24 protein-coding genes and 1 other annotated feature are annotated in these 25,999 nt (G+C 38.1%); of the genes, 3 read left to right on the top strand and 21 right to left on the bottom strand.

Features of this window, described 5'->3' with window-relative positions:
- Positions 1 to 410: 410 nt before the first annotated feature.
- From rplT to pepA, 16 genes are all read right to left on the bottom strand, one after another.
- On the bottom strand, positions 411 to 770 hold the full coding sequence (gene rplT / locus BM057_RS06445; RefSeq protein WP_047392592.1) for a 50S ribosomal protein L20: 360 nt from the start codon (positions 768 to 770) through the stop codon (positions 411 to 413).
- 84 nt (positions 771 to 854) lie between these two features.
- Positions 855 to 1,055, bottom strand: coding sequence for a 50S ribosomal protein L35 (rpmI, locus tag BM057_RS06450; RefSeq protein ID WP_047392595.1), 201 nt, complete (start codon positions 1,053 to 1,055; stop codon positions 855 to 857).
- 23 nt (positions 1,056 to 1,078) lie between these two features.
- The gene (infC, locus tag BM057_RS06455; protein ID WP_092092311.1) at positions 1,079 to 1,600 is read right to left on the bottom strand and encodes a translation initiation factor IF-3; all 522 of its coding nucleotides are present in this window, start codon (positions 1,598 to 1,600) and stop codon (positions 1,079 to 1,081) included.
- Positions 1,601 to 1,819: 219 nt separating this feature from the next.
- A complete protein-coding gene (thrS, locus tag BM057_RS06460) occupies positions 1,820 to 3,772 on the bottom strand; it encodes a threonine--tRNA ligase (protein WP_092092313.1) in 1,953 nt (650 codons plus the stop codon).
- A gap of 269 nt (positions 3,773 to 4,041) precedes the next feature.
- Positions 4,042 to 4,258: a binding site (T-box leader), on the bottom strand.
- 94 nt (positions 4,259 to 4,352) lie between these two features.
- Positions 4,353 to 5,276, bottom strand: coding sequence for a primosomal protein DnaI (gene dnaI, locus BM057_RS06465; RefSeq protein WP_047392605.1), 924 nt, complete (start codon positions 5,274 to 5,276; stop codon positions 4,353 to 4,355).
- A gap of 2 nt (positions 5,277 to 5,278) precedes the next feature.
- A complete protein-coding gene (locus BM057_RS06470; RefSeq protein ID WP_047392607.1) occupies positions 5,279 to 6,727 on the bottom strand; it encodes a replication initiation and membrane attachment family protein in 1,449 nt (482 codons plus the stop codon).
- 24 nt (positions 6,728 to 6,751) lie between these two features.
- Positions 6,752 to 7,225 carry a transcriptional regulator NrdR gene (gene nrdR, locus BM057_RS06475; protein WP_047392609.1) on the bottom strand — a complete coding sequence of 158 codons (474 nt, stop codon included), beginning with the start codon at positions 7,223 to 7,225 and terminating at the stop codon, positions 6,752 to 6,754.
- A 113-nt stretch (positions 7,226 to 7,338) separates the two neighbouring features.
- On the bottom strand, positions 7,339 to 7,944 hold the full coding sequence (gene coaE, locus BM057_RS06480; RefSeq protein ID WP_092092315.1) for a dephospho-CoA kinase: 606 nt from the start codon (positions 7,942 to 7,944) through the stop codon (positions 7,339 to 7,341).
- A gap of 44 nt (positions 7,945 to 7,988) precedes the next feature.
- Positions 7,989 to 8,816 (bottom strand): DNA-formamidopyrimidine glycosylase, encoded by an 828-nt coding sequence (gene mutM, locus BM057_RS06485; RefSeq protein ID WP_092092317.1) that lies wholly within the window; start codon positions 8,814 to 8,816, stop codon positions 7,989 to 7,991.
- Positions 8,817 to 8,838: 22 nt separating this feature from the next.
- Positions 8,839 to 11,499 carry a DNA polymerase I gene (gene polA, locus BM057_RS06490; protein ID WP_092092319.1) on the bottom strand — a complete coding sequence of 887 codons (2,661 nt, stop codon included), beginning with the start codon at positions 11,497 to 11,499 and terminating at the stop codon, positions 8,839 to 8,841.
- Positions 11,500 to 11,632: 133 nt separating this feature from the next.
- Positions 11,633 to 12,961, bottom strand: coding sequence for a UDP-N-acetylmuramate--L-alanine ligase (gene murC / locus BM057_RS06495; protein ID WP_047392618.1), 1,329 nt, complete (start codon positions 12,959 to 12,961; stop codon positions 11,633 to 11,635).
- Between the two features lie 338 nt (positions 12,962 to 13,299).
- Positions 13,300 to 15,987 carry a DNA translocase FtsK gene (locus tag BM057_RS06500; RefSeq protein ID WP_092092321.1) on the bottom strand — a complete coding sequence of 896 codons (2,688 nt, stop codon included), beginning with the start codon at positions 15,985 to 15,987 and terminating at the stop codon, positions 13,300 to 13,302.
- A gap of 240 nt (positions 15,988 to 16,227) precedes the next feature.
- The gene (ytpR, locus tag BM057_RS06505; protein WP_047392621.1) at positions 16,228 to 16,845 is read right to left on the bottom strand and encodes a YtpR family tRNA-binding protein; all 618 of its coding nucleotides are present in this window, start codon (positions 16,843 to 16,845) and stop codon (positions 16,228 to 16,230) included.
- Positions 16,846 to 17,313: a universal stress protein gene (locus BM057_RS06510; protein WP_092092323.1), complete on the bottom strand. Its 468-nt coding sequence runs from the start codon at positions 17,311 to 17,313 to the stop codon at positions 16,846 to 16,848.
- Positions 17,314 to 17,339: 26 nt separating this feature from the next.
- The gene (locus BM057_RS06515) at positions 17,340 to 17,651 is read right to left on the bottom strand and encodes a thioredoxin family protein (protein ID WP_092092326.1); all 312 of its coding nucleotides are present in this window, start codon (positions 17,649 to 17,651) and stop codon (positions 17,340 to 17,342) included.
- A gap of 13 nt (positions 17,652 to 17,664) precedes the next feature.
- Positions 17,665 to 18,744: a glutamyl aminopeptidase gene (gene pepA, locus BM057_RS06520; RefSeq protein WP_092092338.1), complete on the bottom strand. Its 1,080-nt coding sequence runs from the start codon at positions 18,742 to 18,744 to the stop codon at positions 17,665 to 17,667.
- Positions 18,745 to 18,933: 189 nt separating this feature from the next.
- On the opposite strand from pepA, the gene BM057_RS06525 reads away from it, so the two are divergent.
- The gene (locus tag BM057_RS06525; protein WP_092092328.1) at positions 18,934 to 19,272 is read left to right on the top strand and encodes a PepSY domain-containing protein; all 339 of its coding nucleotides are present in this window, start codon (positions 18,934 to 18,936) and stop codon (positions 19,270 to 19,272) included.
- Positions 19,273 to 19,515: 243 nt separating this feature from the next.
- Here the strand turns inward: BM057_RS06525 and trmB are convergent, their stop codons facing one another.
- From trmB to BM057_RS06550, 5 genes are all read right to left on the bottom strand, one after another.
- Entirely contained in the window at positions 19,516 to 20,163 is a 648-nt protein-coding gene (trmB, locus tag BM057_RS06530) for a tRNA (guanosine(46)-N7)-methyltransferase TrmB (RefSeq protein WP_092092330.1), read from the bottom strand.
- Positions 20,164 to 20,626: 463 nt separating this feature from the next.
- Positions 20,627 to 21,412, bottom strand: coding sequence for a phosphotransferase family protein (locus BM057_RS06535; protein ID WP_047392634.1), 786 nt, complete (start codon positions 21,410 to 21,412; stop codon positions 20,627 to 20,629).
- A gap of 247 nt (positions 21,413 to 21,659) precedes the next feature.
- Positions 21,660 to 22,529 carry a D-amino-acid transaminase gene (gene dat / locus BM057_RS06540; RefSeq protein ID WP_047392636.1) on the bottom strand — a complete coding sequence of 290 codons (870 nt, stop codon included), beginning with the start codon at positions 22,527 to 22,529 and terminating at the stop codon, positions 21,660 to 21,662.
- 100 nt (positions 22,530 to 22,629) lie between these two features.
- Complete coding sequence (locus BM057_RS06545) at positions 22,630 to 23,844, bottom strand: ABC transporter permease (protein ID WP_092092332.1); 1,215 nt, start codon at positions 23,842 to 23,844, stop codon at positions 22,630 to 22,632.
- Complete coding sequence (locus tag BM057_RS06550) at positions 23,841 to 24,578, bottom strand: ABC transporter ATP-binding protein (RefSeq protein ID WP_047392638.1); 738 nt, start codon at positions 24,576 to 24,578, stop codon at positions 23,841 to 23,843. Before BM057_RS06550 ends, BM057_RS06545 begins: the two co-directional genes overlap by 4 nt.
- 415 nt (positions 24,579 to 24,993) lie before the next feature.
- Here BM057_RS06550 and BM057_RS06555 point away from each other — a divergent pair, with 415 nt between their 5' ends.
- Positions 24,994 to 25,428, top strand: coding sequence for an HIT family protein (locus BM057_RS06555; protein WP_047392639.1), 435 nt, complete (start codon positions 24,994 to 24,996; stop codon positions 25,426 to 25,428).
- Entirely contained in the window at positions 25,425 to 25,781 is a 357-nt protein-coding gene (locus tag BM057_RS06560) for a YtxH domain-containing protein (RefSeq protein WP_047392640.1), read from the top strand. The genes BM057_RS06555 and BM057_RS06560 overlap by 4 nt, the downstream gene beginning before the upstream one ends.
- Positions 25,782 to 25,999: the final 218 nt, after the last annotated feature.

A 25,999-nucleotide genomic window follows, 5' to 3' on the forward strand; every position in this document is an offset into this window, starting at 1 on the left:
GTTGCCTCCCATCTGAGCCTGCTTTACTGAAACACGACCTTTACTCCGCCATATCGTAACATCAAAATCTTGAACTGGCAATCTTTACGGGAAACCTATGAAAAGAATATGAAAAAACAAAGGAAATTTTTAATCAATCTTTATTCATTTTCTCTTCAACAAAAATAAGTCGATCTGTTGCTGAACAATATTTTTTATCGATTAAACAAGTTCCCCTAAACCATTCTCAAACATTGATTTGAATATGGAGTTATCCTTTTTTGTTTTCTTGATTGCATAATTCTTCTGAAAAATTGAAGATATCAAAAAAAATTCGGGTCTATAGTATTTAACCTTGGTCAAAAATTCATAAAGATAAAAAAAGACAAGACGAAGGCATATGCCTCACATCTTGTCTTTTTATCATTATGTTATTTGTTTAATGCTGTTTTTGCTTGTTCAGTCAAAGCAGTGAATGCTGCTGGGTCGCTAATGGCAACGTCAGCTAACATTTTACGGTTGATATCGATACCCGCTACTTTCAATCCATGCATCAAAGTGCTGTAGCTCATGTTGTTCATACGAGCAGCTGCATTGATACGAGCGATCCATAATTTACGGAAATCGCGTTTCTTTTGACGACGATCTCTGTAAGCGTATTGGTAAGATTTCATTACTTGTTGGTTTGCAACTTTAAATAAAGTATTTTTTGAACCGTAGTAACCTTTAGCTAATTTCAAAACTTTTTTACGACGTTGGCGCGTCACTGATCCACCTTTTACACGTGGCATAATGTTCTCCTCCTTTAAACATTCCATTTTCGGAAATGTTTAACTTCATTCTAGTTTATTTTCTATTTCTATCTAAGTGTTAGCTTATTTCATTTGAGATAATTGTTGGCGAATACGTTTGTAGTCATCTTTAGAAACCATTGCTGCTTTACGTAATTTACGTTTTTGTTTTTGTGATTTGTTAGCAAACATATGGCTTGTTTTAGCATGGTGACGTTTTAGTCCGCCATTACCTGTTCTTTTGAACCGTTTTGCTGAACCACGGTGTGTTTTTTGTTTTGGCATTTGATATTCCTCCTAAAATCCTCTTACTTTTCACTTTTTGGTGCTAACATAATAAACATGCTGCGTCCATCCATTTTAGCTTTCGTTTCTAAAACAGCAATGTCTTCTGTTTCTTTAGCTACACGTTCAAGGACTTCTCTACCGATTTCTTTGTGCGTGATCGCGCGTCCTTTAAAGCGGATAGATGCTTTGACTTTATCTCCTTTTTCAAGGAACTTCCGTGCATTGCGAAGTTTGGTATTAAAGTCGTTTACGTCAATTGAAGGACTCAAACGAACTTCTTTAACACTGAAGGTTTTTTGATTTTTACGAGCTTCTTTTTCTTTCTTTTGAATCTCGTAACGGTATTTACCGTAATCCATTATACGTGCAACTGGCGGTTTTGCATTTGGTGCAACTAATACTAAGTCTAGGTTTGCTGCTTCTGCAAGTTTTAAGGCTTCACTCTTTGATTTCAAACCAATTTGTTCCCCATCACTACCAATAACGCGTAATTCACGAGCACGAATGCCGTCATTTACCATCATATCTTTTGCTATGGTCATTCACCTCCACATTATTTGAGAGAAAGAACAGCAGAAAAATAGACGGATCCACATGAACCCGCCTATAAAAAGTTCCGTACTTATGCCGTGCATAAGACTTCATCGTTTATATCTAGCCCAGAGACAATCGTCAACTAAGGCGAGAAGCGGGTGCTTCTGCTTTGTTTTCTCAACTTTTATAGTATAGCATCATTTGAAAATGTCGTCAACTATTTTCTTTTAGTCTTTCGTCGTTTCTTTTCCAAATGTTTTGATTTCATCATCGATCATTTGTAAAAAGGCTGCTAAGCTTTGCGTATGGGTAGCTTTTTCATTGTATTTACGGACAGTCACGGTATTTTCAGCTACTTCGTTATCACCAACAACTAATTGATATGGAATCTTTTGCAATTGAGAAGCACGGATCTTATAGCCCATTTTTTCGTTGCGGCTATCCAACTCAACGCGCATACCTAAACGTTGCATTTTTTCTTTGATCTCATTTGCATAATCCATGTGTAGTTCAAGGTTGACTGGAATGATCGTAGCTTGAACAGGAGCAAGCCAGGTTGGGAAGGCCCCTTTATATTCTTCGATTAAGTAGGCAACGAAACGTTCCATTGTTGAAACAATGCCGCGGTGGATAACAACCGGACGATGCGTGTTTTCTCCATCTTCACCTACATAAGTCAAATCAAAGCGTTCTGGAAGTAAAAAGTCTAGTTGAATAGTTGATAAGGTTTCTTCAATTCCGATAGCAGTTTTCACTAGCACATCTAGTTTTGGACCATAAAAGGCTGCTTCTCCTTCTGCTTCAAAATAATCCAATTCCATTTCATCCATTGCTGCTTTCAACATTGTTTGAGCTTTTGTCCACATTTCATCATCATCGTAATACTTTTCCGTGTTGTTCGGATCACGGTAACTTAAACGAAAACGGTAATCGGTAATATTAAAGTCATCATAAACGGCCAGCATCAATTCTAACGTGCGCTTGAATTCATCTTGGATTTGATCTGGACGTACAAATGTGTGCCCATCATTCAATGTCATTTCACGTACGCGTTGTAATCCAGATAAGGCTCCACTCTTTTCATAACGGTGCATCATGCCAAGCTCGGCAATACGAATCGGCAGTTCTCTGTAGCTGTGAATGTCATTTTTATAAACCATCATGTGATGCGGACAGTTCATTGGACGTAAAACAAGCATTTCACCGTCTCCCATATCCATTGGTGGGAACATGTCTTCATGGTAATGATCCCAATGTCCGGAAGTTTTATACAATTCAACGTCTGCCATGATCGGAGTGTATACATGTTGATATCCCAAACTGATTTCGCGGTCAGTAATGTAGCGTTCAACTGTGCGACGAATGGTAGCCCCTTTTGGAAGCCAGAACGGCAAACCAGAACCCACTTCTTGAGAAATCATGAATAAGTCTAGCTCTTTGCCTAATTTACGGTGATCACGTTCTTTGGCTTCTTCACGCATTTTCAAAAATTCCTTGAGCTCTTTTTTATCAAAAAAGGCTGTTCCGTAAATGCGTTGCATCATTTTATTGTCTGATTTGCCTCGCCAATAAGCGCCTGCAAGCGAAAGAAGCTTGAAGACCTGGATGCGACCTGTTGTTGGAACATGCACTCCGCGACACAAGTCAACAAAATCGCCTTGGTCATAAATTGAAATGACTTCATCTTCAGGAAGTTCATTGATCAATTCAACTTTGTAAGGATCATGTTTAAACATTTCTAATGCTTCTTCACGCGATACTTCTTTGCGGATGATCGGTTTATTTTCCTTCACGATTTTCATCATTTCAGCTTCGATTTTTGGAAGGTCTTCTTCTGTAATGGTTTGTTCTGAATCTGTATCGTAGTAAAAACCATTCTCGATCGCTGGACCAACACCAAAGTGAATTCCAGGATATAAATGAACCAACGCATTCGCCATCAAGTGGGCAGCCGAATGCCGTAAAATCCCTAATGCATCTTCGTGATTGGGTGTAACGATTTCGATCGTACCGTCTTCTTCTAAAGAACGTTTGTAATCCACTAATTCTCCATTAAATTTTCCGGCAATTGCTTTTTTGCTTAAACTTTTGCTGATACTTTGTGCGATTTCTTCTGTTGTTGTTCCAAACGGAAAAGGTTTCACTGCTCCATCAGGAAAAGTAATCATGATTTCTGACATTTTATTTCCTCCATATCTTTTTAAATCCTCTTTACATGTTCGTTAGCAAAGATGCTGCAGCTCTAAAGACTGCCAATCCTTTTTTGAACACGTAAAATAGATTTCCTATTTTGTTAACATTTGGTAACTTCAAGATAAACCCTAAAAAACAACACGTTCATGGCTGAAAAGTGATTTCTAAAATAAGGCTGATGAAGGGAGTTGCCCCTCATTAAAAATTTAAACTTTTCGTCAAAAAAACGTCCCATTTACAATCCATATTGGATTGCAAATGGGACGTTTAACACGCGGTTCCACCCAAGTTCAACAGACCTTTAGACGATCTGTCCTCTTGGCTTATTAACGTTAGCTAAACGACAAAGACTACTTTATTCATCTTTGCACTCGAAAGTGGTAAACATAAGGTTCATTTAGGAAACTTCCACCAATTATTTCCTTCTCTTGAAATGAATGGTCTTATCTTCATATCTTTCTCACAGATTTATCTTTTCATTATTATTAAAGCACGTTTATGTTTTTGAAGCAAGCCTTTTTTTTCTTGAATAGGTCAGTCGATCACAGATAAAGATTCCCTTTTGTATTAAGCGAATCGACGATTGTGTCCCTCCATTTTGACTTCTTTTGCCAAATAACGAATTCGTTCCATCAATCTTTTAGCTTTTAGCGGTTCTTCTTCTCCTCGTTGCGAAACGGTAAGATGTTCTTCAAGTTGTTCCATATCTAAATTAGAAGAGAAAAAAGTTGCCAGCTGTTCCTGCATACGATACTGCAAGATCACACCTAATACATCATCCCTGATCCAACTTGACATACTATCGGCGCCAATATCATCCAACATTAAAATAGGCGCTTGTTTTACCCATTCAATTTTTTCTCCTGATGTATTGTTACCGATTGATTGTTTCATCTCAACTGCAAAAGAAGGAAAATGAACGAGAGTTGTATTAAATCCTTCTTCTGCTAATTCATGAGCGATAGCGCCTAGCAAATAGGATTTACCAACACCAAAAGATCCTTGTAAATACAATCCTTTTTGGAATCGTTGAGGATGGTCAGTATAATTGTCAATAAATTCCATTGCCTCATTTGTAGCTTGCATTCGGTCTTCCGATGCTTCATACCGGTCAAAAGAAGCTTCACGAACGTCTTTAGGCATATCCATGGCGTGAATACGATTTTTGATTTCTTGTCTTTTTTGTTTGTCTATCAACTCAGCCGTCGGTACATATGTCACATCAATAAAATGATGGTTCATGATCAGTGTTGGTCGATAGCCTGGTGCCAAAGGATTGTTGTTTTGTCTGAATTTATTTTTTTCTTGCACGAATTCATACAGTTTAGCATAAGACTTAACAATTTTCTCTTCATTCAACTGTTCGGAATGCTCCTGAATAAATTGAATAACTTCCGGATCTTTCAACACTTCTTTCATCAACTGTTCAAAGGTTTCATCCCAATTCCTTGTTTTAAAGATCCGGCTCAATCCTTTTCCTACGTTATCCATGCTTATTCACCTTCTTTTTTCTTATTCCGAATCCGATTCAAACGATCACGAAAAGCTTGTTGATCCTCTTCCGTTGCGACTTTTTCTTTTGGTGCCACATAATCATCTTTTGCCCAATCCGGCAAACGTTCTTTTCTGACCGTTTTATTACGGTAAGCAGAACCAGCTGATCGATTCGCCGTTGAAGAAGAGGCATTTTTCCTTCCAATATTTCGTTTATATTTTTCAGTTTTTTCTTTATGGAATTTTTTCACTTTCAACATAGCTTCTTCAGGTGTTGTCACACCACTTTGCGCCCAATCGTTAGCAATTTTTTCAGAAAAATTCCGTTCAAACATAACATTTTGTTGGACGATCAAAACATAATGAATCAGAATGTTAATGACAGGAGTTGGTAAACTCGATCTTTTTACCAAATCTGTAATGACATTTTCTTCTCCTCTAGAAACATATCCTTTCATCTGTTCTTTGATGTTGGTGATAAACTCTATTGGTGAGAATTGCGAACTGATTTGAATCATATTGATATCAGAATCTGAAAACCCTTCTTGTTTTAACCGTTCGATATACTGTGTTTGCTGTTGATGTTGCTCTTCTGTCGCTTCTTCTGGTTTTGTTATTTCTAGCTTAGCTGGATGCTGACGATGAAAATCGTCATAGACTACTTTTTTTAGTCGGCGTGTATCGATTTTCCCTGTTTCAAGATTGCTGGCATCGGCCAAGTAGTGTTGAGCTGCCATTTCATCCATACCATATAAATGGTGCAGTGTGATAACAATTTCTTTTACTTCTTCTGTAATCGCTGAGCGGTCCACATATTGACTATGCAACCCAGCATAGAAAAAGTCCCAGTCAAATGTCGTTGCATCTAGTTTAGGGCTGTTTTGCGGTTCTTTAGAAATCAAAGGTACCGGTTCTTTTAAAACTGATTGAGCTGATGTTAGCTTAGCCGGGTCGAATTGATACACATCAAGAAAAGATTTCGTGATGTCTTCAAAAGAAGACGATATTTGCTGGACAGAAAAATGTTTTCTCAGCTTTTTAAACTTTCTTTCACCTACTTGTTCTAATAATAATAAACTCAACAAGTCATCTTTAAAAAAAGCTTCACTTTCTTGAGGCCGCTGTAATTCGTAAATATACTTTTTTTCAGGACTGGTTTGGAGATAAGTCTTTAAAAGACCAATAGCTTCCAGTTTGACTCTTGCTTGATAAAACTCCGGTATGCCGATACTCAAAAGAGATAATAATTCGGAATGAAGATTTCCTTCACTCCAATAGGTCTCTTTCTCCACTTCTGTCCACAAGGTCATATATAGACTGTAAGCCGCTACTCCTATTAAAGGTTGATACAAAAACGTCAGCATTTGATGATCGATATCTGAAAGCAGCGCTTGTTGTCTAACCAAGAAGCCATCTTTTGGACTGAGGGATTTCCATGGGTAACTCATCTTACTGACCCCTTTTTGCTTAAACTAATCCTCATATTGTTTCTTCTTTCTTTCTTCTAACTCCTTCATTTCTTGCATAAATACTTCAATGTCTTTAAATTGACGATATACGCTGGCAAAACGAATATAAGCCACTTCATCTGTTTTTGCTAATTTCTGCATCACATGTTCGCCGATCACGGTTGAAGTAACTTCACTTTCACCTAGATTGCGAATCTCATTTTCTACTTCATCTACGATTTTTTCAACTTGTTCCATAGCTACTGGTCTTTTTTCGCATGAACGAACGACACCACGTAAAATCTTCTCGCGATTGAATTCTTCTCGGTTGCCGTTTTTCTTTACTACTAAAAGCGGCAGCTGTTCTAACCGTTCAAACGTTGTAAAACGGTAACCGCAGGATTCACATTCTCTTCTTCTCCGGATAGCACGACCATCATCGGCTGGGCGACTATCCACAACTCTCGTTCCATTATGTTGACAGCGAGGGCATTGCACTGCTCATCATCCTTTTTATACATGATTGGTTTCTGATTTTATTATAACACATGCGCAACTAACGAAGAAACAGCTTCTTTTTCGTTTTATTTTCGTTAACACTCCACTAACGCTCACTTTGCAAATCCTTCTTTTGTTAACCAATGTAAAACTTGCTTTTCCGTATTCTCTTTGGTGCCATTGTTGTCGATCACGTAATCAGCTCGCATAACTTTTTCAGCAATGGATAATTGTGCAACTATTTTTGCTTGTGCAACCTCTGCTTTGATCTGTTCTCTTTTCATCAACCGCTCCAGTTGCGTTTCCTCTGTAACCGTTACGACCATCACTTTGTCCACTTCTTTATCATAACCCGCTTCAAATAGCAATGGAATATCCAAGACCACGAGATCTGCTCCTGCCGCAATGTACTGATCTTTTTCCTTTTGGATCCACTGATAGATCAAATCCGCTAACAAACGATCAAGATGCTGTCGTTTGTCTGCATCACTAAAAACGATGCCGCCCAATGCTTTTCGATCGAGCGTACCATCTTTAGCAATCACGCTGCTGCCAAAAGTCTTTTCAATCCGTTTTAAGCCGATGGTTCCGGGTTCCACTACTGCTCTAGCGCCGACATCCGCATCAACAACCGGGATCCTTTGTTGTTTAAAAATCGTACTGACGGTTGATTTTCCAGTTCCTATGCTGCCTGTTAACCCTAATATACATTTTTTCATAGTACCCCTCGCTTCTTCTAAACGTCTGTCCTTAACAAAGTCGTTTATTCAGGCTGACAATAGGCACAGAAATGAGTTCCTCGCTGTGCAACTGTCATTTTTTTGATGGGTCTTCCACAAGTTGGACAAGGTTCTCCAGTCTGACCATAGACTTTGAGAGCGAGTTGAAATTTCCCTGCTTCTCCCAAAGCATTTTTGTAGGTACGAATCGTTGTCCCGCCAGCTTCTACTGCCCGCCCTAAAACAGAAATAATGGCTTGATGCAATGAGCGGATCTCCTCATCACTTAATTGATTTGCTGCTCTTAAAGGATGGATCTTTGCTTCAAACAGTGCTTCATCAACATAAATGTTTCCTAGTCCTGTAACCAGCGTTTGATCCAGCAGCAAAGGTTTGATCGCTTTTTTGTGTTTTTTTAAATTTGTCTTGAATAGATTTAAATCAAACTTTTCTTTCGTCGGTTCAGGTCCGAGCTTTTGTATCCCTGGATAGTCATTCTCTTTGTTTAAAGGAACCAAAGCCATTCTGCCGAATTTGCGAACATCTAAGTATCGCAAATCTCTTCCATCTTCTAAATGAAAAACAACATGAGAATGTACTTTTAAAGGTTCCTCACTAGAAACAACTTCATATTTCCCTTCCATCCGCAAGTGAGAAATCAATGTCCAATGATCCAAGTAAAAAAGCAGAAATTTTCCTCTTCGACCGATTTGATGAATGGTTTCATTTTCTAAAGCAATCGAAAAATCGTCTTCTGTTTTTTCGCCTGCAATGATCCTAGGCCAATAAACATCGACACTTTTTATCTTTGCGCCTTGAACAAGCTGCATTAATCCTTTTCTTGTTGTTTCTACTTCTGGTAATTCTGGCAAACACTTGGCCTCCTATTATTTTTTATTTTGCATCGTACCAACTTTTCCCGTTGTCGCTTTCAACTAGCAAAGGTACGCTTAACGCAACGGCGTGTTCCATCACGTCAGTTACTAACTTTTCTAATGTTTCGATTTCTTCTTCCGGGGCTTCAAAAATCAATTCATCATGCACTTGCAACAGCATTGTTGCACGTAAATCTGATGCTTTCAGCGCTTTCTCCATTTGAATCATCGCAACTTTGATAATATCCGCCGCACTGCCTTGGATAGGTGTGTTGATGGCTGTTCGCTCTGCAAATGAACGCAAATTATAGTTTCTAGAATTAATGTCACTGAGATAGCGGCGGCGATGGAATAATGTTTCCACATACCCTTTATCTTTTGCTTCTCGCACGACATCTTCCATATATTGTTTAACGCCTGGATACTTTTCAAAGTACGTATCAATAAACTGTTGCGCTTCTTTACGCGAAATTCCTAGATTTTGGGATAAACCGTAATCACTAATACCATAAACGATACCGAAATTAACAGCTTTAGCTTGTCGTCTAATATTAGGAGTGACATCTTCTGCTTTTTCTAAGCCAAAGACACGCATAGCTGTACTCGCATGAATATCCTGCCCTTCAATAAACGCTTCTTTCAAATGCTGATCATCTGAAACATGAGCCAATACGCGCAACTCGATTTGTGAATAATCTGAAGCAAAAATGCGCCAATTTTCTTCACGCGGTACAAAGGCCTGTCTGATCTTTCGCCCTTCTTCCAATCGGATCGGAATGTTTTGTAAGTTAGGATCGACTGAGCTGAGGCGTCCTGTACGTGCCGTTGTTTGGCTGAAACGTGTATGGACTTTTCCAGTCTTTTTATCGATCACTTTCAATAAACCCTCGATATAAGTGGACTGGATTTTTGCGATCTGACGGTATTGAAGGATGTATGCAACGATCGGTGCCTGGTCTTGCAACTGTTCCAAAACATCGACTGCTGTTGAATAACCTGTTTTCGTTTTTTTGATCACGGGATAACCCATTTTTTCAAACAAAATGACTCCTAGCTGTTTAGGTGAATTGATGTTGAATGTTTCACCTGCTTCTGCATAAATCTTTTGCTCCAATTCTTGCAGCTTTTCTGCAAACTCGCCTTTCATTTCTTCTAGGCGTTTGCTATTGACTGTTATTCCAGCCATTTCCATGTCTGCTAAGACGTTAGCTAGCGGCAGCTCTATATCTGTAAACAATTCCGTTTGCTGGTTTTCCTCTAATTTTTCCATCAGCTGGTCACAAAGAATAGCGATGGCTTTGATTTTTCGCGCCAAATGAGCATACAATTGTTCTTTGTCTTCCGGCACTTTTCGTTTGGCACCTTTTCCATAAACACTTTCATCTGTTGCCACATCAAAATAATCATATTCTTCAGCGATCGCTGCTAAGTCACTGCTATTGTCCTTCACGTCTAACAAATAAGCTTCTAACGAAAGATCTGCTACTACCCCTTTCAATTCGATCCCATGATGTTTCAGTGCTACATAAGTTCGTTTGGAATCAAAGGTCTTTTTCTTTGAGTGACCATCTTCTGCCCATTTTTTAAAAATGTCAGAATGAAACGCAACTTCAGGTTCGCAAGCATAGATTTTCTCTTCGTTTCCCCAACTGATACCGACTACTTGAGCTGTATGATAGTTATCGGTCAACATTTCAACATAAATGGATTGGTTGTCTTTGAACATTTCGTCTGTAAGAATGGTTACCTTTTGGAATTGAATATCCGAACGATTGGCTTCAAGTGTTTCTTCTAACTCGCTTGTATCCAATCGATTCAAGTGAGACTTGAAATCCATTTCTTTATAAAAATCTATCAGTTTTTTCGTGTCTGGACCATTATAAACTAAGTCATTTAGTGTGATGGCTAAAGGAGCATCTTTTATGATCGTCGCTAGTTTTTTACTGAGAAGTGCTGTTTCTTTTTCATTGATCAAATTTTCTTTGCGTTTGCTTTTTTTCATATCGTCAATATGCTCGTATAGCCCTTCAACTGTGCCATACTCTTGCAGCAACGTGAGCGCTGTTTTTTCACCGATTTTGGTTACTCCTGGGATGTTATCTGATTTATCGCCAGCTAGTCCTTTCATGTCGATGATCTGTAATGGCGCAATGCCATATTCTTCCTTGATCGATTCAACTGTATACGTTTTGGTTTCACTAACACCTTTGACCGTGATGTCAACTTTTACATTATCTTTAGCCAACTGCGTCAAGTCGCGATCACCTGAAACAACGACAACATCAAATGCTTTTTCATCTGCTTGAGCAGAGAGCGTCCCAATAATGTCGTCTGCTTCGTAGTTTTCCAGTTCATAGTAATAGATTCCAAACCCTTTCAAAAGCTCACGCAAATAAGGCATTTGCTCAGTAAACTCTCTTGGTGTCTTCGCTCTGCCTGCTTTATACTCTGGATAAAATTCAGTTCGAAAAGTGGTTTTTCCTGCATCAAAAGCGACAAGTGCATGCGTTGGGTTTTCTTCCTTTAAGATCTTTTCGATCATGTTATGGAATCCATACAAAGCGTTCGTATGCAGACCGTTTCTGTTTTTGAAGCTTTCCAGTTGATTATGGAGTGCAAAAAAAGCTCTGAACGCTACACTGCTTCCATCAATGAGTAACAATTTATTTTTTTTAGCCATCATTTTTCTCCTTTGATCTACTGCTTATTTCTTTTTTTCATATCAGTCCAATTTGTTCTTATATCCCTACCATTTTAACAAAAAAGAGATAAAAAGTCAGAAGAATCCGGTTTGACTTTTTATCTCAACTTTTTTATTTAGTTAACGCAGTATGGCTTAACAAGGTTTCATAAGCTTGTTCAAATTTTTGAACATCGCCTGCTCCCATAAAAATGACGACAGCATCATGGTAATCCAGCAAAGGAGACATATTGTCGACTTTTAAAATAGACGCATTACCTTCGATTTTTTCAGCCAAATCTTCAATCTTCACTTCTCCTACATTTTCTCTAGCAGAACCAAAAATATCGCATAAGAAAGTGACATCGGCTAAGTTTAAAGCTCCTGCAAATTCTTCCATTAAAGCGATCGTACGTGTAAAAGTATGGGGTTGGAAAACAGCAATGATTTCTTTATCTGGATACTTTTGACGAGCAGCATCGATCGTAGCTCTGATCTCTGACGGATGATGAGCGTAATCATCAATAATGATGATGTCTTGAACGATTTTTTCAGTAAATCTTCTTTTTACGCCTTCGAAAGTCAAAAGGTTTTCTTGTACCTTTTCTTTGGAGATCTTTTCAAGATGAGCTGTCGCAATAACTGCTAACGCATTTAGCACATTATGCTTTCCAAATGTCGGTATCTCAAAATGTCCATAAAATTGGTCTTGCACATAAACATCAAATTGTGAACCAGTTGTGGAACGAGTAAGGTTCCTTGCTTGATAATCATTGTCTTCATTAAAGCCATAATAAAAAATCGGCACGTTTGATTTTAATTTTCTTAAATAAATGTCGTCGCCACATGCGATCACAGCTTCTTTTACTTGATCAGCCATTGATTGAAAAGCATCGAAAACATCATTGATGTCTCTAAAGTAATCTGGGTGATCAAAGTCGATATTGGTCATAATAGCATAATCTGGTCGATAAGCTAAAAAGTGCCGTTGATATTCACAAGCTTCTAACACAAAGAAATCAGCATCTGGATCACCGTGGCCTGTTCCATCGCCAATCAGATAACTGGTACTTTCAATATTGCTCATCACATGTGACAATAGACCGGTTGTACTCGTTTTGCCATGTGATCCGGTTATCGCTATGCTCGTGTAGCTATGCAATAACTCACCAAGAAAATCGTGATAACGAATCACTTCAAGGCCTAATTTTTTTGCTTCAACAATTTCTTCGTGTGTGTCTGGGAAAGCATTTCCCGCTATAATCGTTAGTCCTTCATGGATGTTATCTTTACTAAAAGTAAACATCGGAACATGTGCTTCTTCTAAGTTTTTTTGAGTAAAGAAATATTTTTCTACATCAGAGCCTTGTACTTTAAATCCTTTATCATGTAACACTAATGCAAGTGCGCTCATACCTGAGCCTTTGATCCCTACAAAGTGGTATACTGTATCTTTATTCATTTTTTATTTCCTCCATACAAATGGTTTAACATGATTTTGTTGCGGAATCATTACCGAATAAAAAACAGCATTTTAATTAAAAACGTGTTCTGCTTTATCTAAGTATTCTTGCATTGAAAAAAATGTATTTACTATTTTACAATTGCATGATCGCTGTTTTTGCTCAGAACGAGTCCAGTATATCATGATTTTCAAAGTTACGGTACTTAAAATAGTCAAATTGCATGAGATTGTAAAATGTTTGAAATTGACAGCGAATACAACTACAAAGAAAAAAGAAAAAGAAACAGATCTATTCCCTCTGCTTCTTTCTCTTTATTATTTTCAGGTCGCATGGATCAAATAAACTTATCTTCATACTCTTGTTGGGTTAAGTAGACTTCTCTTGGTTTTGATCCTTTATTTTCTGAAATGATGTTTTCCTGTTCTAATGCTTCAATTAAATTGGAAGCACGGTTAAAGCCAATTTTAAACTTGCGCTGTAAAGAAGAAGCAGATACATGACCAGCCTCAACGATATAAGGCAGCACTTCTTCAAATAATTCATCTCTCTCTTCAATGGTTTCAGCTTTCTTCATCAAAGATTCCGGTTGAAAGGCATAAACTGGTTTTCGTTGTTCTTTGACAAAGTCCACTACGCTGTCGATTTCTTCATCGACAAATGTCCCTTGAAGGCGAACAGGACGATTCGTACCGTTTCCTAAAAACAGCATATCTCCTTTTCCTAACAATTTTTCAGCTCCGCTTGCATCAAGAATCGTACGGGAATCGACTTGACTAGAAACCATAAATGCAATACGCGATGGGATATTGTTTTTGATCGTTCCTGTGATTACATCCACGCTTGGTCTTTGTGTCGCAACAATCAAATGAATCCCAGCAGCACGCGCTTTTTGAGTGATTCGTGCTATTGAATCTTGCACTTCATTACTTGCAACCATCATCAAATCAGCCAATTCATCGATCACGATAACGATATAAGGAATTTTAAGTCCGTAATCCCCAGCTTTTTCGGCTTTTTGGTTAAATTGTTCTATGTTTCGGGCACCAGCTGCAGCCAATTTTTGATAACGTTCTTCCATTTCATTAACGGCCCATTTTAAAGCCTCATTGGCAGCCTTTGGTTCTGAAATTACCGGCGACAACAAATGCGGAATACCGTTATAAGGTGCAAGCTCCACAGCTTTTGGATCGATCAAAATCAATTTTACTTCACTTGGTTTTGCTTTGTATAATAGACTGACCAAAAGGGAGTTGATAAAGACACTCTTTCCTGAGCCAGTAGCTCCGGCGATCAGTCCATGCGGCATTTTATTTAAAGTCGTTACAATAGATTCACCTGAAAGATTGATGCCGATCGCAATCGTCAGCGGAGAAGGACTTTGAACAAAGGCTTCGCTTTTCATGACCTCTGCCAACATGACCGGACGTGAATATTCATTAGGAATCTCTACTCCAACAGTGTTTTTACCTGGGATCGGTGCTTCGATCCTGATATCTTTAGCTGCTAGAGAAAGCTTCAAATCATCAGACAAATTTGTGATTTTATTTACTTTGACACCGCGTGCTAACTGTAGTTCAAATTGAGTAACTGCTGGTCCGATCGTCCAACTGACGACTTGTGCATCTACATTAAAAGCATCCAGTGTTTCATTTAACCGTTCTGCTTGTTCCAATACCCAATCATCGATCGCAGATGTCTCAAACGCTACAGGCTCTTTTAACAGCGAAACAGATGGAAAAGTATACCTTTTCTCGCTTTCTGTTGATGTTAATAGTGTCTCTTCGTCTGCTTGTTCTTTCGTTCTATCCAATTCTTCTATTCTATCCGATTCTTCTAATGAAGAGAGAATCTCTTGAATACTTTCTTGTTCTTCCATGACTTTGTGATGTTTTTTGATGCCATCAATTGTTTCATCTTTAACAGTTTGTTCTTGGACAGATCCCTCATTGTTAGTATTTTCATCGTCTTCTGCTGTTTTGCTTGCTTCTCCAACAGCTTTTTGTCGCCGTTCTTTTATCCACTCTATAGAAGATCTTGACTGTAAAGATCGCGTCTCTTTTTGTTCAGTTGACTGGATTTCAGACAAGATGTCATTGATTTCTGAAGAACTAGTAGGTGTAGCTACGGACGGTAAACCAGCTGGAAACTCATCAAAATAACGGCCGATTTTCCCGCCTCTGCTCTCTCTTAAACTAAATTCTTCCGCAATCATTCCAGCTAATGAACGCGACAAACTTTTTCGTTTGGGTTTAACCAACGGCTCTGGATCTAATTTTCCTGAAAAGACGGTTTTGAAAGAAGTTGTCTCTTTGAGGTCTTCTTCAGGCAAGATATGTTCTTCTGATCGCGCAACACCATTTTCTTGTTTGTGTTGCTCGTCTGTAGCTGCCACGACAGGCAGACTCCCTTCTTGTACAAGCAATCGATGTTTTTCTGCCTCTGCGCCTTCAGTTACTTCTTGCTGAAGATCTGCATCTGTTTCATTATCTATTGCTTCTTGTGTTTCTTCATCTACTTCTACAAGTGCGGCTTCTTTGATTTCTTGCTGTGCTTCTTCCTCGGTCTCTTCCTCTATTTCAACTATGTTTTCATCTATTTCTTCATTCGTTACGATGTAAAGCGACTCACCAAGCGAAGACAAATAACAATCGAGTAGAAGAAAGTCATCTTCACGTTTCGTTAAGCTTTCTTTCAATTTCGAAAAGTCAATATCATCTTTTTTCTTTAAAACTTTGCGATGATGTTTTCCAAAGTAAGAAGGAGGAACTTCATGCACTTTAAAGGGGGTAGAACTTCTCTCTTCATGAAAAAGATTGATTTGTTTCCTATTGCTATGTTCAGAAGTTCGCTGCGGGACTATTGTTTTCTTATAAGGGTGTTGGTCATGCTGCTGAAAAAAAGGAATCTGAGTTTGTTTCTGCTCTGCTGCAGAATGTCTTTTTTTTCGGTTAGGTGAATACAGCTGTTCGCTCTGCTTCAATTCGCGCCTCTTTTGATAAATAGGCCCATTATATTTAGCCATCTCAGGTACTCCTTTCTCCATAAGTACGGTGTATAGTTTACCACAAAAAAATAAGGGTTTATACCCAAAATAAAGAGGCTGTTATCCGAACCAGCCTCTTTCTATCATGCTTCAAGTTCTATGAAAAACGCTCTGTTTAAAAAAGCATCGGTTTCACTTCTGCATAAGTGTTGCCTTTTTTAAGATGCATTTTTAGATCCTATGATTTTGCTTATCGTTTGTTTACTTTCAACCTCTACTTTAAAAATCAACTTGAAATGCTTCTCCTGTTGGTGTTGCTTCTGGCAGTACTAAGATCCCTTTTTTTGCAGGTTCTTGTTCAAGATTCAGTTCTCTGGCAGAGCAGATCATTCCATGGCTTGGTTCTCCTCTTAGCTCGCCATCCCAAATGACCATTCCGCTTGGCATGATGGCTCCAACTTTTGCTACAACCACTTTTTGTCCTTGCGCAATATTTGGAGCACCACAGACGATTTGAAGAACTTTACCTCCATCAATCTCTGTTTGGGTGATCGATAAATGATCTGAATCTGGATGAGGGACACATTCTTTAACATGCCCAACCACAAATTTGGGTGACAAATCCGCTGTTAAAAGGTCTGAAAACCCAGCCTCTTCTAAAGCTTTATTCATGACGGCTACTTGTTGTTCCGTTAATGTAACAGGCCCTTTTTCATTGATCGAGAATAAATCTGAAACAGAAAAGAAATTATATCCCTTTGTTTCGCCTGAAGTCTCGTCAAAGACACGCGCAATATTTTGTCGTCTTTCTGTTTTTAATTGCGTTTGTTCACTATTATTCAGCATCACGATCAATGTATCACCGATGCCTTCTCTATTGTAACTACTGATTAACATTTATTCTTCATTCTCCTCTTCATTTCTAACAATCAACACGTCACAAGGTGCTGCACGAATAATTTGCTCGCTCACACTTCCTACCATCCAACGTTCGATCGCATTGAGACCAGTTTGTCCTACTACGATCAAGTCTGCATGATACTTTCTTGGCAGTTCTTTTGAAAGTACAGTTTTAGGATTGCCTTTTGTTAGATCTATCGTTACTTTTTCTACACCCGCTGATGCAGCTCTATGTTTATATTCTGCAAGCTTTTTTTCTATTTCAGATGTATCAAAATCAATGTCATCAAAATACAAAGCAGGTTCTCCCATAGTATAGACATGTGTATCGATGGCATGAGTAATGATCAGTTCGCTGTGATTGCGCAAAGCGATTTCGATCGCTTTCATCAAAGCGTATTCGGCTGATTCACTGCCATCTACCGCTGACAGAATGCGTTTGTATTCCTGTTTGTCGTTTTGCATCTAAATCTCCTCCATAGAAATATTTTTTATAAAGTTGCGATAAATGCTTCGATCTCTTCCTTTGTTTTTCGATCTTTATTGACAAAGCGTCCTATTTCTTTGCCGTCGTTATAAGCGACAAAACTTGGAATACCAAAAATAGAAAGCTCTTCGCATAAATCAATAAACTCATCTCTATCCACTTCTATGAAACGGATATCAGTATGAGAAGCCGTGATTTCTGGCATCACAGGCTGGATAAATCGACAGTCGGGACACCAGTCTGCTGTGAAAAAGAAAAGCACTTTTCCTTGGGTCATCAGTGTTTGGTATGCTTCAACTGAAGTCAGTTTTTCCATTCTTTTTCCTCCACTAGTTATTTTTCAATATAGTTTCCAATGTACTGCGGTCTAGCGTTTGTACTACCTGTTTCAACATTTCTTTAGCTGCTGCATAATCATCAATATGAAAAACAGTTTGATGAGTGTGGATATAGCGCGCACAAACACCGATTACTGCGCTTGGTACTCCATTATTGATCACTTGAGCCGCTCCTGCATCTGTTCCGCCTTTTGAAACAAAATATTGATAAGGAATATCATTGGTCTCTGCTGTGTCTAAAAGAAATTCTCTCATTCCTTTCAACGTGATCATGCCTGGGTCTTGAATTCTTAGTAAGAACCCTTCTCCTAAATGACCAAAGGATGATTTATCGCCCGTCAAGTCGTCAGCTGCAGAACAGTCAACTGCAAAAAACAAATCTGGTTTGAATTGATGTACCGCACCTTTTGTTCCTCTTAAGCCAACTTCTTCTTGTACATTCGCACCAGCGATCAACGTGTTTGGTAAAGATTCATTTGCCAATTCTTTCAGCATTTCGATCACAACGGTTGTTCCATAGCGATTGTCCCAAGCTTTAGACAAAATTCTTTTGCCATTCGCCATTTTGACTGTTTCGACATCTGGCACGATCGCATCTCCCGGTCTCACACCAAAAGACATTGCTTCTTCTTTTGATTCAAAACCAGCATCAAATAGAACATCCGCAATTTCAAGCTTGCCGCTATTTCCATCTTTTCCTCTTAGCAAATGAGGCGGAACAGAAGAAGACACACACGGATAATCGCCTTTTGCAGTTTGTAATGTAAAGCGTTGTGCAGAAACGACATAAGGATTCCAGCCACCGAGCGGAACCACTCTGAATAAACCTTGTTCCGTTATATTCGCAATCATAAAACCAACTTCATCCATATGCGCTGCAACCATCACTCTTGGCGCCTGTTCAATATTGCTTTTTTTAATCCCAAATATTCCTCCGAGCCCATCTTGTCGAACTTCATCGACGTAAGGAGTGATTTGCTTGCGCATCTCTTCTCGGACACGGTGTTCAAACCCGCTTGTACCTTGTAGCTCAGTCATTTTTTTTATCAAATCAAAAGTGTCTTTTTCCATTTTTTGTATACACAAACTACTGAATCTTCAGCATTTGTGTTTCTCCTTCCTTATGAAAAATACTTCTCCTCTTTCATTATAACTGATTTTCACTATGTTTTTAAATAAGACTATCTAAATTTCTTTTTTTATCAAAATAAGCTATACTGAAATTAGTATCATGCAATCTAAAGTCAGGAGGTTTTTTAAATGATTAGAAAAAAAGAATTATGTCCTTGGCTGATATTCGCAGGCGGTGTATTAGTGGGAACAGGAGTTGCAGCTGGTTTTGGATTAAGCCGTTATATGCAAAAACACAAACCAATGAACGGAGACAAAATTCTTGAACGCGTCAAAAAGGCCTTTTTGGAAGAAGGTCCAATCGAAGGTTCATGGATCGAATTAACAAAAGTTCCTTTAAATAAGTTTGCATTAAAAACGAAAGCCTATTACGGTGGCATTTCGCGTATGGAAGAAGATCAGCTGATCCAATACGAATTTATTGCAGATGCCTATACTGGGAGTGTGTTAGACATTTACCGTCTCTGATGAAAAGGTTTCTTCTTTTCATCAGTTTTCTTTTTTAATAAGCAAGTTTTAAGCATTTATCACTAACTTTCAGGTTTCAATTGCTCTAGCAGAACAATTGAAATTACTTTTGAAATAGCACGTTCCCACTTCACTACGAAGAACAGCTAAAAGGTCATATCCTCAACTTTTGCTGATTCTAATCGATAGAAAACAAAAAAGCGGCTGAGAGAAAATAATTTTCTCTCAGCCGCTTTCTTATACTTATTTTTTTGCATTAAACTGTGCTTCAACACGATAAATGCGATTCCCTCTCGAAGAAAATTTTTCTTCATATTCTGTCATTATATTGCCTTCGTAATCACTCTGGTGCAAGTCTAACCACACTTGTTTCAACAACATGCCATATTTTGAAAAACTAACCAACGAATATTCAAACAGGCCTTGGTTATCTGTTTTGAAATGAATTTCGCCATTTGGTATCAATATATTTTCGTAGACTGCGAGAAATGTTTGGTACGTCAAACGTCTCTTTTCGTGACGTGTTTTTGGCCATGGATCTGAAAAGTTCAAATAAACCCGATCTACTTCATTTTCTGCAAAATATTGCGTTAGTTCTCCCCCATTTACATGAAGCAGTTGGAGATTAGGTTGAGGATCCTCCACCTGTTTATCTAGCGCACTTACGATTACACTTGTTTGAAGTTCGATTCCAATGTAATTGATTTCAGGATGCTGTTTAGCCATTTGGTAGACAAATTGTCCTTTTCCCATTCCGATTTCGATATGGAGCGGTTGTTTATTTTCAAATCTTTCACTCCATCTGCCTTTCCATTCTTCAGGTTGATCGGGGATATATTGAGGATAAGAAGCAATTTTTTGTGGTGCTTCCGGCTTATTTCTTAAACGCATAAGGTTTCTCCTATCTCAGTCTAATGATGATGTCACATACTTTTTGTGCGATCCACTCTGTAAAAGAATCACATCAGTTGCTGCATGGTTCAGCAGATTCTTATAAGATCGTATTCTTTTTTACAGAAGAAGAGAGACTGGAAATTTATTCCGGTCTCTTTTGTCTTTATTGGGTTCTTCCTCTTTTAACGTTGGTAAAGAAATTTCCTACGGTCGATGGGCTACTGATGGAAAGCCATGAGAACACATTGAGCCGAAAATCGCGTCTCAATGCTTGCAAGCTTCAAACTTAGTGTAACGGCTAAAGCCTAACACTAAGTGATTCACATTGCATCTTTTTTCATGACTATCAGTAGCCCTATGCGCCTCCTGAAATTTCTAGAAATAGGATTCTAACGAGTTTAGCATTAAAAAACTGATTTTTTTGCAGACCAACGTTAAATATTGTAGAACCCTTTATTGTTTAGTTTTGTTGCAAAATCAACTGTTGTAAACGAATAATGGCTTGATTCATTTTATGAAATTTTGTTTCTTTATGATATTTCTTGATTTGTAATAAATCGTTCATTGCAGCATACCAAACCATTCGGTGAATCAGATCTTTCGACAATTCTTCTCCATAGCCTTCAAGCCAATTCTGCCAGTTTTCTTTTTTTACATATTGACACAATAACATCCCGAGATCCATTGCTGGGTCACACAGCATAGCGGACTCCCAATCTACAAGATATAAGCGGTCTTCATCTGACAAAAGCCAATTTTTACGATCGATATCTCCGTGACAAACGGTCATTTTTTCTGTTTCAAGTGAAGGAAGAGTATTTTCCAATTGATACACGACCTCTTGCAGAAAAGGATGATTTCTCAGATCTAAAGAAAGACCATCTAAGTAGCTATCGACTAAGTCAACTGGATTGATGGTTTTTCCACCCACTCTTGTCAACATTCTTTTCAGTGTTTGCGAATGATGGATTCTACTCAGCAGTCCGGCAACTTCTTGAGAAGACATTTCATCGCTATGCAAAGTTCGTCCATTAAGCCACTCTTGAGCAGTCAAGACATCGCCATTTCCGATTCGTTTTGTCCATACTAATTTTGGCGTGATGCCTTCAACAGAAAGCGCAGCTAAAAAAGGAGACGAATTTCGTTTCAGAAAAACTTTTTCTTCCTCTTTCGTTCCCATATAAGCTTGTCCGGTGTCACCACCTATTGGATGCAGCTTCCATCCAGAATCGATTTGCAAATCCATATATTATCATTCCCTATTCAGTAATCAAGCTGTTACCTTTAGACTAAAAAAAGACAGATATCAATTCTGACACCTCTCCTATTCTCGATATCTATTTTAGTTTCTATTTTCTTTCTCGTCAAGCGCATATGTGTTCTTTTTTTGTCCTTCTCATTTACCAGCGAAAAAGGAGCCGGCCTTTAGACCTTTGCTCCCTTTCACTTTTGATATTTTAGGTTTAGTTTCTCATACATCACAAGCAAATGCCTTACACATTCTGTCTGAGGCTTCCGCATTGTTCTTCTACTTCATTTAAATAATATTGTTGAAGTTTTTCAACGATAGGGCCTTTTTTACCGCTTCCCACTGGGCAGCCATCTATTTCAATAATCGGCATCGCTTCGATCGTTGTACTAGATGAAAAAGCTTCATCTGCATTCTTTAGCTGTTCTACGGTAAAAGTTTCTTCTTTTACTGGGATTCCAGCTTTTTCAGCAGCTCTTAATAAAACGATTTTCGTTACACCTGGTAAAATCAAATTGCCATCTGGATGGGTATAAATCGTGCCATCTTTGACCATCCACATATTAGAGGAAGAACATTCTGTAACGGCACCATCACGGTGTAAAACAGCTTCATCAGCTCCATTTTTGTGTGCTTCATGTTTAGCCATGATGTTTCCCAATAAACTGATCGACTTGATGTCACAATGAAGCCACCGTGTATCTGGAATAATGCTAGCAGTTATTCCTCTATTCATTTTTTCCTGGTCTCGAGGAACAACTGTCGCTGAAGCTGTAAACACTGGAGCAACCACCTCAGGATCTGGATAAGTATGATTTCTTGGAGAAGCAATTCCTCTCGTGATTTGGAAATAAACATTTCCTGTATCGATTTGATTGATTTTGATCAAAGTTGTTAATCTTTCTTTCAATTCCTCTTTTGAAAAAGGAAGTTCTAAGTCAGTTTGACAAGCTCCTCTAAAAAAGCGATCGACATGTTCATCTAATGTAAAAAACTTTCCATTATAAGCACGAACAACATCATAAATACCGTCTGCGAACTGATACCCTCTATCTTCCATATCTATCTTGACTTCATTACGATCAACGATCTTGTCATTCCAAATGACTTTCATCCTTGTTCCTTCTCTCTTTATTCTGTTCATTTTTCTCTATCCTACCATGCTTTGGAGGATGATGCATCTATTTTTAGGTGATCTGCTTCATTTACTTTCTTTACTTCGCCTTCACTCTTTTTGGTACATAAAAGTAGCAGAAAAAAACAGCAAAAAGGAGACTGATCACAAAGAGCAAGCTTCCTTCTGCTAATCCAGACACAATCAATGAACTAACTGAAAATACTAACAACTGAACCATTAATAGCAAAAAAAGGATGTGTTGAATCGCTTGTTCTTTGTTTTTATGAGTGATTGGATATAAAGCTGTTAACAGTTGATGATCATAGTGATAATAAAGCGGAATCAATTGAAAACCAGTCAAGTATAAAAATAATATGGCTATCACCACTTGTAGAATACCTGAAGTCAGGAAAAGCATGATCACACCGATCAAGGACAAACGGATGAACAAGCCACTGTATTCTGTTCCTCTAATAAAAGCACGCGCATATAAATACAAAAAGGTTTGTTTATTTTCTATTTTGATCCATTTAACAAAGCCATCAAGGTATTTTCTGCGTTTCACAGAACTTTTTACAGAAGGAATATCTGTAAATAAGTTAAAGAACTGCAGCAAATGTTTCATCCGACTTGTTTCTTCTGTGATAAGGTAGTTCCACTGGTAAAAGGTCTGTTGTCTTTTCTTTTTAGCTTTCGCTTGTTCAAATAGTAAAAGCAGTACAGCTGCTGCAATCCCTATTAAAGGATGAAGAAAAACACCTAATAGATTTGTCAGAAAAACAGCAGCCATCAGCGCTCCTCGCCACGCCTTCTTCTTTCGATGATCTTTGGTTTTCAGTAATACATGTTGAATATCTAACATCATCACTTTTAAAAGAAGCAAATAGCCAAAGAAAAAGAACCATTCTTTAAAAGACGCGACCCCAATCGCAACCAGCAACGGCATTACGATCGCTGAAGCAACACCTAAGAAAAATCCTGGCAACAGTAAGCTATGTGATTTTGCTTTGGCTAGATAATCATCCAACTCGTTTTCTTTTTGAAGAAGAAAAATCGCATCAGCCGGCACGGTCAATGTAGCCAACTTACCTACAAACACACTAGCTGTTAAAAGAAAGACCGCCAACCACTTTGCAAAAATAACATTTTCTTCTGGAATCACTTTTAAATATTCTGCATAAGCATACCCTACAGCACCAATCAGAAAAATGCAGATGATAACAAAATGATCATTCAGCACGTACTTTAAGTATTTCATCATTTTCTTCTGATGCTGCTTCGTTCTCTTATGCCACAGATCAGTCAAATTCATCTTGCACCTTCCTCTTTTGTCAATTGCAGATAAATTTCATCCAAAGACGCATCCGGCATCTCGAATACCTTTCTCAGCTCTTCTAGAGTCCCTACAGCCTTTACTTGCCCTTCATGCAAAACGACAAAGCGATCACAATATTGTTCAGCTGTTGCTAGAATATGCGTTGACATGATGATCGAGGCACCTGCTTTTTTCTTTTCTTCCATTAATGTCAGTAAAGCATGAATCGCAAGCGGATCTAAACCAAGAAAAGGTTCATCAATAATGTATAAGCTAGGTTCCACTAAAAAAGCACACACGATCATTACTTTCTGCTTCATCCCTTTGGAAAAGTCTGCAGGAAACCAATCCAGTTTTTGATTTAAACGAAATGTTTTTAATAGTGATTCTGCTCTTTCAAAAGCTTTTTCTTTTGGGATCGCATAAGCCATGGCAGTGATTTCAATATGCTCTCTTAACGTCAGTTCCTCGTACAATACCGGTGTTTCAGGAATAAAAGCAAACTTTTTTCGGTATTGGATCAAATCACTAGATAGCGTTAAACCGTCAATATCGATTTTTCCTTTAAAAGGTTGCAACAAGCCAATAATATGCTTGAGAGTGGTGCTTTTTCCAGCGCCGTTCAAACCGATCAATCCGACCATTTCTCCATCTTCAATGCTAAATGAGACGTCTTTTAATACAGGAATCTGCTGGTAACCGCCTGTCACATTCGCAATATGTAAACTCATCCTATTACCCCTTTACTTTGCTTTATTTTTCTTATTGTAACACATAGAAAAGAGGACAAGGAGAAAAGATCGCTTCATTGTTACCAGCTAATAAAAAAGCAATGTACATTTATCAAAAGCTTCCTGTTATTATTCCCTATGCATATTTCTATCGTTTATTAGAGAAAAAATAGAGGAGGAAAAACACAATAGATAAAAAACAAAACAGTACCAACGTGCAAATATTAATTTTGCTCTTAAGAAAGATGTAAAGAAAAATAGACACGCAGCCCTATAACACCTTTCATCATAATGGGATAGCTTGCTGTCGTCTTTCTTATTTCACATTAAAACCCTTTTATGATACATTAAACATAACAAAAGGAACCTTTTTTTTGGGTTATATCCAATACGTTTCATGAAGGAAGGAAAAACTATGTCTGATTGTATTTTTTGCAAAATTGTTAACCATGAGATTCCTAGTCGAAAGGTGTACGAAGATGATGTTGTTGTCGCCTTTTTAGATCTCACCCAAGTAACACCAGGGCATACCTTGGTTGTTCCTAAAAAACATATCCAAGATATTTTTGAATACGATGAAGCTTTAGCGCAAGCTGTGTTCTCTCGCATCCCTAAAATTGCTAAAGCCATCAAAGATTCAAATCCTGATATCAAAGGAATGAATGTCATGATGAATAACGGACCATTAGCTTATCAATCCGTTTTTCATAGCCACATCCATCTTTTGCCGCGTTATAGTGAAGAAGATACTTTTTCAATTCAGTTTGGTGATAATTCTGAGAAGCATTCACCAGAAGAGTTAGATCAAATTGCATTATCTATAAAAAATGAACTGGAGGAATCAAAATGAAATTAACATTTCTAAAAGGCCTTTTCGTAGGCAGCCTTGTTGGCGGAACGATTGGCTTGCTGAAGACGCCTCGCTCAGGAAAGCAGAATAGAGAAGCTTTTAAAGACTATATTGATGAAACGACTATACTCGTAGAAGATGTGTCGAATAAAGTCAATGATCTAAAAGGTGCTATAACGCAACTATCAAATGAAAGCCAATCTTTTGCTACTACTTTTACAAAAGAGATGAACGAAACAGCACAGGCGTTTACTTATGAAGCTGAACCAAGATTACGTCGCATTCAAGAACAAACAGAAAAATTAACAACGGACATCAATGACTTGAATCAAGCTGTCAGCTCTGATGCTTAAGCTTTTTTCTTGCTCAAAATTTGATCATCCAATCCTTTAAAAGGCCTTATCTTTAATGAGATAAGGCTTTTTTTCATCCTCAACACTTCAGATAAAAACGGCTCCTTCCTTAATAGACGAAAGCGCATCCTCGTATAATATAGTTAGTTAATAAATATACGTATTTGTTAACTTTTTAAATCATTATGTCTCTCATTTGAGATATAATTTATTTGTAC

The organism is Pisciglobus halotolerans, assembly GCF_900113675.1.
In the GTDB taxonomy this organism is placed as follows: Bacteria; Bacillota; Bacilli; order Lactobacillales; family Carnobacteriaceae; genus Pisciglobus; species Pisciglobus halotolerans.